We start from the raw sequence: 8,084 nt of genomic DNA on the forward strand, positions 1-8,084 counted from the left end.
TTATTATGCCCCACGTAATCGAACAGCAGCCAAGCCCTGTTCATTAGAAATTGTTTCCCAAGATGCGTTCGGTAACTCGGTACCATCTGTTGCTGTTGGGGATAAAGAACCTAACGGCGCTAAAGTTGTGCCATTAGCTGTTTTGACATAAACCTTTGCATTAATGTCGGTGACTGGTGCTGTGACCTTCACGTAAATCGAGCCGATCGTCATAACCGGAGCGACATCTGTTGCCTTGTAAGCTTCTTTTCCATCTGTAGTTCGCCCTGACTTACCTACGCCGTGACGTACGATAATTCCAAACTTGGTATTAGTTGCACCAGTAACAGCTAATACAGATTTACCATCCGTACTGCGTACCACTACATCACCATCATTTACTAAACCAGCACCAGCTACGGGCAGGGATAAAATATCCTCTGGCCCAATGAGGTGAAACTTCATACCCGGTGCTGCATCGTATTGCTTAACCATGACTTAAATCCTCTTAGATTTTTTTGTATGCGTCTTCTTTGCTGTAGGCCTTTCCATCCCCACCGCCAGCAGGGTTACCGTCACCAGCTTTAATGTTTTGCTGGTGGTTAAGTGCATCGGCTACCGGGTTCGATGGGTGTGTTCCTTTTACAGCTGACAATGCGCGGAAAGTTGTATCGATCTGCTCAGGCTTTGCATCTCCTACAGCAACGCTACCCATTAAAGCTGTTACTAAAGCATCACCCGCTTTAGCTGCAATAACGTCACGTTTGATTTGCTCACATGTGCAGCCTTCAGTTTTTACCGTTGGCACCAATGCTTTAGCATCAGCAATCACAGCAGCACGTTCTGTAGCAGCTTGTTCAAGTTTTTCAGGCGTCATCTGGTTTTTTTCCAGATCACCGACTTTCTGCTCAAGAGTAGTTTTGTCGGTATGCAATTGATCTACGACTGCCTGAACGGCGTTTAGCTCATCACCGATAGAAAATTGCTTATCACCAACTTTAAGTTTTGCAGCCTTCAAGTTTTCAAGCTGATCTTGCTGCTGCTTTAATGCATCCGCCAAGGGCTTGTTATCGCCAATGTCAAAACGAATACCGTTTACTGTTACTTCCATTGTGTTCCCCTCTGGTGGAGTTTGCTTTTGGTCACCGATACGGCAATCACCACCGCAGCGACCGTATTTAACAAGTGCTACGTGATTGCCAATAAAATTGATAAATTTTGCTTGGTAAACCGTGCCATCTGGCGCAGTACCCTGTTCTAGAACTAATGTGGCTCCATATCCAAGCGACATTTCTAATCGCTCGTTGTTCTGGATTAAATCAATGCTCTCCTTATCTTTAATGAGCAAGTCGCCCAATAAATACTCACCTTCTTGGCGGACGTTCTCACAATAGCCAATGTGGTAGTCTTTCCAGTTAGCTGCATTAATTTCATTCTTAGGTGGGTGATAATCCGTAGCGTCTGCACCATCCCAACTTTTAATCGCTGCTGGCTTAAAAAGCTCTTCGGCCGATGTATAAACGTTAATCGTCTGATCTGCTGAAAAGCCTTCTAAGTTTGGAAACTCATACGCATAGTACTGGCGTACCTGAGGTGCTTTTCCCAAGCGAACATTTACACATTTCAAATAACCTTCCGGTGTAAATGAGCGTGTGGATTCACTTGGAGCAAAGTCACCTACCTTGAAGCGGTAAATGTTTTTCATAAATTCAATCCAATAAAAAACCCACCAATTGGCGGGTTTGACTTAAAAATACTTAAAACATAATTTCTTATTAATAATTTAAAGTAAATCGATGTCCTGTTTCTTTGATTTTATAAACAAACCTTTGATTAACCTCATCCATTTCTAAGCCTATAGTTGCTATTTCAGTTGTTCTTTTCAGAGGATCTTCATCAATTATCTGGTCTATATTAGTAACAATCTCATTAAATTTATTCTCGAAATTAATTAAGACATGCTGAACATTTATAATTGCCTGTAAAGGAGAACCACTAGAAACAACACCCAAGCCAGGTGGATAGTACTCAGTTCCATCTTTAACTCTAACTGCAACATTACAATTTTTACTTCTCAAAATACGATATTGTTCTTCTGTTAACGGCTCGCTACTCGATTCGCATTTAAATTTCATAAGAATTTGTGGCCAATTATTATGAATTGTTTCAATAATATCTAAATCACACCAATCACCATGTGAGAAAATTCCAATAATATGCGCCTCGGTATTTGAAAAATGAATAAATAATAAATCCGAAGTTCGAGATACAAATCCATCACTTTCTAAAGTTTCTCCTAAATGAAAGTGCTGAATTCTCCAATGGGATAACATGTCATCATCATAATCTAGCCTTTTAAGATTTCGACTTTGATATTTGTTTAGAGAATTTCCTGCTTTTATATCTGAAATTATTTTTCCATATGCAGATAAGTGTTCTGTAGGAATAATAAAATTTGGTGGTTCAATTACTTGTCTAGGATGTGCATCTATTATTCTGTATTTATAACGATGATATAAATGCATTGGATTATGCCCATCAGCCTTATAATTACCAAATTCAGATATTAACTTTTGATTGCAATATTCTTCATAATCTTTTGCAATTTCATCTTTAATTTCCACATCCCACCCCTTTTAATTTAATTAGTTAACTTGATATTTATGAAATATAAAAATCTCATAAATGACTTGAATTAATCAATCAAAATATCCTCATAGTTAGGCAATGCCGTACAACGGCAGCGGATAGGCTGACCGGGATGCCCACCATCTGGCGGCGAATCCCATCTAAAGGTTTTACCCTGCTTATGTTGATGATCTGGCCGCACTCGCTCATCTTTCGCCGTTTGCCATGTGTAAGTTTCAACACCCATTGAAAGCTGTCTGGCTTGATTGATTTGGCCGTTTATCTTGCCCATCTGATCACTTGCAATAAGACGTGCTCGATAATCAGTAGATAAACCCAATTGCTTAATTTCTTTGGCCAACTCTTCATTTGTTTGGCCAGTCTGCAAAGCATTGGTAATTACTACTTCAAGCTTATCGGCGTATTGCTGCGGAATAGACTTAATCAAGCTGACATTAGCCGTAATATTTAGGTCTACTTCATCTTGAATGTCAGCAGCTCGATAGAAAGGCGTTAGATCCACACCAATAATTGCTTTGGTGTGCTCTGCAATTTGCTTGTCCACTTCCTTTTGGGTATCAGTCACAACTTTTGTGGCCAACGGTCGAGAAATCTCAACAACATACTTTGTGAGCTTTTCCCTAAACGCCGTCATCATGTCAGAAAACCAAGCATCACCGATGTTCTGACCAACTGTTGGAATAACAATATCCTTAGTTTGTTCCTGACAGTATTTAGATATAGCAAGCAATTGCCGTGTGTAATAAAGCTCTACACGGCGATTTACATACACGGCTCTAGGCTTAGAAGCTTTACGCCCTTTCTTACGTTTCTTCGCTTGCTGGAGGTGTGGTTTTAGTATCTGAATTATCGTCGTCATCTGGCTTCACCATTGTTTCAAGCTCTTTGATGTGATCTTCATCAATAACTGAATAAACACCATCAATAACAAGCTGCTTTGCTATCTGTGGCTCTGTAATGACACCCATTTGAAGATATTTATCGTCACGCTCTGCGTTAGCTTTCTCAACCTCGGCACGGACCTTAGCATCTAGTTGCCATAGTGGATTGAACACTACGTCTAAGCTTGGAATCTGACGACCAAATGTTGCCTGAACAATTACTCTTAAAAGCTTCAACATGAATGGCTTTAAGGACCAGATTTGCTTGGTTGCTATACTGTCGTAATAGTTCCGTGTGTCATGATCGCCTGTTGCGTTCATACCTGCAGGTGATTGACCAAATAGAATGGTATATGGCATATCGGCAGCACCTGCAGTTTGAATCGAATACTCACGCATAAGATCAGGCAAGCCACCAAAGCTATAAGATTTAGAGTCATACTCTTCTTCTTTATCCAATACGAGCATACCGTTAAGCCCTTTCAGCAAACCGACACTAAGAAAACGTTCAGCAACTGATTTCATGTCTTCTTTGATCTTCTCAACCAAGTCTGGCGTTCTAATCACATCAATTTTTGATTCATGAACAAGACTGGCTGTAGCCTTCTTTACAGCAGCATGATCTAAAAGGTCCTCGTAAACTTCTTGTAAAACACTCACAGGCTCTTCATTGACCACATCTGCATGGCCAAGTTTATATAGGCGTGTGTGGTGGATCCTTTGGTTCGCTTTACCATCGAGTTTAAGCTTGTAAAATTCTGGCTGCTTTAAAAGCCCGCCTGCTTCATTTGGCGGTAAGTACTTTGAAGTATCTGCCTCAATGTGCTTTTTCTTGAGTACTGTGAAAAACTCTAAACGGCCAACACCTAGTTTATTTAAATCGAAAGGTTGATCTAAGTTGCCGCCGTCCACCGTACCTAGGAGAACGTAGGAAACGCCATATAAGCGTGAAAGAACCAAGCTAGATAAGAGAATCCCATCTAAATTAAAAGTCTTACACTCCTCTTTAAGCTTCTCTAAATCATTATCCTGAATTCCCTCATAGAACCACCCAGCTCGGAGCATGTCACTTGCTGGTCGGTTCACAATTCGTTTGGCTAACCAATGTTGATAAACCGCCTCTAATTGTTCATCTGGAATAGTCTTCTTAACGAATGATCCATGAGATGCCTTGTCGCGGGCGGTACCAATGTTTGAGACAAAGTTTGTATACGCCCCTGCATCACCAATTGCATCATGCTTTTTAGTTTCAGCCATAATTTCCTCTAATCAAATACAGTTGGCTTTTTAGCTAATGAATCATTAATCGCATCAATAGTCGGGTCCCACTGGTCATCATGATCATGTGACCAATCCGCGGTGAGTCCTTCAATCTCTTCGATGTAGTTCAATAACCATGGTGCGCTTGCAGGTAACCATACACGCCGATCTTCAACATAAAGAATGACGTCCATTGTCCGTGAGAGCTTGTCCTCATCACGCTGAATTGCCCTAATAGGTAATGTGGTTTCTCTAGATATAGATTGAATCAATCCAGTACCACTCGCCTTATCTTCTACAGCCATGTAACGCAGCTTGCCGATTTTGGTGTTGCTATCCTTATGCTTATTGATAAAGGCTTTAGCCTCCTTCAATAGTTCAGGTGCTTCCCATTTGCCACGCTTCACGTCAATGATGTAAAGGTTATTGTCATAGCCAAGACCAGCACATAAGAACACCGAAAAGTCATTATGCTTTTTGACCTTCTGCGCCGTATCAGCCCATACAGCCCGCCACTTAAGAACAGGTAGATCTAGATAACGTGGGAACCATTCAGCCTTAACAAGATCACCGCCGAGCTTTTTAGGGGCTTGCTGATATTGGCTTGCAAACGTGTAACGAGATACCGTAGCGCCGTCTTTATCCTGTCCACCTTGTTCGAGTTGCAATAACGATTGCAATGATTCTTTCAATGGCCAATAGCTTTGACGGCCTTTAGCATCTCGCTCAACATTACGTGGAATTTTGCTTTGTATTTTTTCAGGTAACTTGCTGATGTATTCATCATCAATAAGCGCTGGAATGCTGATCTGTTCCCATTCACCGGGAACGTTACCCGTCATCACAAAGTTAGTCGGATCCTCAACATGCAACCGCTGCATGATCAGAATAATTGGTGTGTCAGATTTAGCTTTACGCGAGTTGACCGTGTTTAAAATCTTACGGTTCGCTTTGCGTCTAGCGGTCTGACTAAATGCATCCTCAGGCTTTAAGGGGTCATCAAGAATAATTGCACCAGTAAAGCCTTCATCTGACAATGTACCAGCACGGCGACCAGTGACCTGCCCACCCATCGATGCAGAATACACATGACCAGCGTCATAGCCATCAACTGTAGTTTTCCAGCTAGACTTAGCATCGGTACTAGTAGAAATCTTTACAGGCCATAAATTCTGAAAGTCTTCTGACTTAACAATGTTCCTAGCTGTTGCCGATACATCCTCTACAAGTGATTGTGAGAAAGACAAATACAGAAAACGGGAACGTGCATTTCGAGCTATACCACGTGCAATAAGGTTTGTGAGTAATTCTGTCTTGCCGCTACCCGGTGGGACGTTAATAACTAAGTTTTTAACCTTCCCCGCAATAACCTCGTCGATCTTGTCGGCAATATATTCATGATGCCAATTGACTGAAAATTTAAAGCCCATGCGAGGCAAGAAAAATGCTCGGGTAAAAAATAAATGTTCTTTCTCGCACTTAATCCGCTTGGCCTTGGTTTTAACAGGGTCAATATTCGTTCTCGAGTTCATCTATCGCCTGCCTTACCTGCTCATCGGTAGCAGTCACATAGGTAATATTTTCGCTTTGTAATGGACCACCACCAGCGCCTGTAATTTCAGTTTTATTCGTGTATTTGCCGCCCATGTCCTCAGCAGCTTGCTTAAGAATGCTTAGAGCTGCTACACGGTTTCTACTGTGCTTTTGATATTGGCTTTCATAACGCTGTAAACGTACCGCTAAATTTGCAATGGGGATTGCCTCAGGCTTACCCAAAAACATTTCTCGAGTTTTTTCAAAATCAACCCTTAACTCTTCGCTTAGGTTCTCACCTGCCCGTTTAGTCGGGTCGTATTTTTCACATTGCTGCTTAGTAACTTTTACCCCGTATTCTTGGTTGACGAGCTCAGCAGTTTCTGTGGGTGTATTAAATACGGCAAGTGAGCGAACTATAAAGAGTTTTCCCTCTTTTTTTAGAGCCGCCATATCCTCAATCCTGTCAACCTACGTCAACCTAAATAGCCAAAAAAAAGAGCCCTAAGGCTCAATTGATTACGCAGTTTCCACAGCATTTTGATATATCTAAATCAGAAACAAACGGCGGGTTTTTAGCGACTTCAATAAGCCGCTTAACGTTTTCATTTGCTCCCCAGCGTTTTACAACACCGATAAACTCTTCGACATCGTGACCTGCTAAATAGTGCTTTGGTAAGCCAGTATGATCACTATAAATAATCTCACCGTCTCTATCACGCTCTACACCAATATGGTAAAGCTCATGCTCAAGCAAAGCACAAAACTCGCTATCACTGGCTTTATCGCAAAAGGTAGCGTCGATAGTGATTAAGTAAGTCGGCACAAATCCGAACCAATCCCGCATCTGTTGCTCTTGGCGAGCTTTCTTCCAGCCGCCTTGTTGAAACATAACCTTTTCACATTGGCCTAACACCATACGCTTAGCTCGCGTATAAGCAGAAGAAGCCCATGCACAGGCTAAAAACTCTTCATTGTCGTGAAGTAGCTCAGCAATATGATCATGATCCGGGTTATGTAATGATCCACCAATAGTTAAAAAGTTCTTGATCACCCAATTCATTAAGTCTGGTGCTGGAGCCAATCTAATAGCCTCATCCTCCTCGGCTTTATCAATCAAGTCCTGTGGAGGGAATGGTCTGATCTGATCCATCTTCAATTCTCGCTAATTCGCTTTTTATCCAGTTGATTGCATAACTTGATTCAATTTGATGAGGTTCAAGACGCTCAAATTTAAAGCCTTTGTCTAAAGCAAGATCATATTTGCTTAGTGAATTTGCTATCTTTGTGCCACCGCGACCAACGGCCCAAGGACTGCCAGCAATTTCAATAAGTAGATTCAACTTCACAATATAAAAATCAAACCGCCAATTCTTAGTTGATTCAAATTGAAATTTTCTTCGGTATCCAATTCGATGTTCTTCTAATTCTTGGAATAAAGTTTCTTCAGCTTCTAAATATTTTTGTGTTGCCTTGGGTAAAGGCTTTGTTCTTGGTTTTCTTTTAATTTCTGATTTTTTGGTGAGGCTGGTGTATTGGCTGAGTTCCATTCAATGCCACCCTTAAATTTTTAATTTGCTCTTTCAGCCGAATCATTACATTGTCTAATGCGATTAATTCACTGTGTCTTAGACCTGATCGACTCAGGTTTTGATACTTAGACAACTCATTACAACAGCGTTCCAAGTCTTTTCTAGCCTATATTGTGTCTGTCATAACTTCCCTCTAGGCATTAAAAAAACCGCATTAAGCGAGTCGTAATTAAAAAATTAATATCTACAT

The 8,084-nt window shown here is 41.1% G+C and carries 10 protein-coding genes; all 10 read right to left on the reverse strand.

Features of this window, described 5'->3' with window-relative positions; all coding sequences use genetic code 11:
• Positions 1–3: 3 nt before the first annotated feature.
• Positions 4–474 (reverse strand): hypothetical protein, encoded by a 471-nt coding sequence (locus tag J536_RS22080; protein ID WP_032063963.1) that lies wholly within the window; start codon positions 472–474, stop codon positions 4–6.
• Positions 475–487: 13 nt separating this feature from the next.
• The gene (locus tag J536_RS22085; RefSeq protein ID WP_032063965.1) at positions 488–1,684 is read right to left on the reverse strand and encodes a DUF2213 domain-containing protein; all 1,197 of its coding nucleotides are present in this window, start codon (positions 1,682–1,684) and stop codon (positions 488–490) included.
• Between the two features lie 70 nt (positions 1,685–1,754).
• Positions 1,755–2,603 carry a hypothetical protein gene (locus J536_RS22090; RefSeq protein WP_032063966.1) on the reverse strand — a complete coding sequence of 283 codons (849 nt, stop codon included), beginning with the start codon at positions 2,601–2,603 and terminating at the stop codon, positions 1,755–1,757.
• A 71-nt stretch (positions 2,604–2,674) separates the two neighbouring features.
• Positions 2,675–3,487 carry a phage minor head protein gene (locus J536_RS22095; RefSeq protein WP_032063968.1) on the reverse strand — a complete coding sequence of 271 codons (813 nt, stop codon included), beginning with the start codon at positions 3,485–3,487 and terminating at the stop codon, positions 2,675–2,677.
• Positions 3,432–4,766, reverse strand: a complete 1,335-nt coding sequence (locus tag J536_RS22100) for a DUF1073 domain-containing protein (protein ID WP_032063969.1) — start codon at positions 4,764–4,766, stop codon at positions 3,432–3,434. Before J536_RS22100 ends, J536_RS22095 begins: the two co-directional genes overlap by 56 nt.
• 8 nt (positions 4,767–4,774) lie before the next feature.
• Positions 4,775–6,301 carry a phage terminase large subunit gene (terL, locus tag J536_RS22105; protein ID WP_032063970.1) on the reverse strand — a complete coding sequence of 509 codons (1,527 nt, stop codon included), beginning with the start codon at positions 6,299–6,301 and terminating at the stop codon, positions 4,775–4,777.
• On the reverse strand, positions 6,279–6,755 hold the full coding sequence (locus J536_RS22110; RefSeq protein WP_032063971.1) for a DUF2280 domain-containing protein: 477 nt from the start codon (positions 6,753–6,755) through the stop codon (positions 6,279–6,281). Before J536_RS22110 ends, terL begins: the two co-directional genes overlap by 23 nt.
• A 58-nt stretch (positions 6,756–6,813) precedes the next feature.
• Complete coding sequence (locus J536_RS0104810; RefSeq protein ID WP_032063972.1) at positions 6,814–7,455, reverse strand: putative metallopeptidase; 642 nt, start codon at positions 7,453–7,455, stop codon at positions 6,814–6,816.
• Positions 7,415–7,852 (reverse strand): hypothetical protein, encoded by a 438-nt coding sequence (locus J536_RS22115; RefSeq protein WP_032063974.1) that lies wholly within the window; start codon positions 7,850–7,852, stop codon positions 7,415–7,417. Before J536_RS22115 ends, J536_RS0104810 begins: the two co-directional genes overlap by 41 nt.
• Positions 7,806–7,988 carry a hypothetical protein gene (locus J536_RS26275; RefSeq protein WP_228130721.1) on the reverse strand — a complete coding sequence of 61 codons (183 nt, stop codon included), beginning with the start codon at positions 7,986–7,988 and terminating at the stop codon, positions 7,806–7,808. The genes J536_RS22115 and J536_RS26275 overlap by 47 nt, the downstream gene beginning before the upstream one ends.
• Positions 7,989–8,084 lie beyond the last annotated feature (96 nt).

This window comes from Acinetobacter sp. 809848, assembly GCF_000581275.1.
Classification (GTDB): domain Bacteria; phylum Pseudomonadota; class Gammaproteobacteria; order Pseudomonadales; family Moraxellaceae; genus Acinetobacter; species Acinetobacter pittii.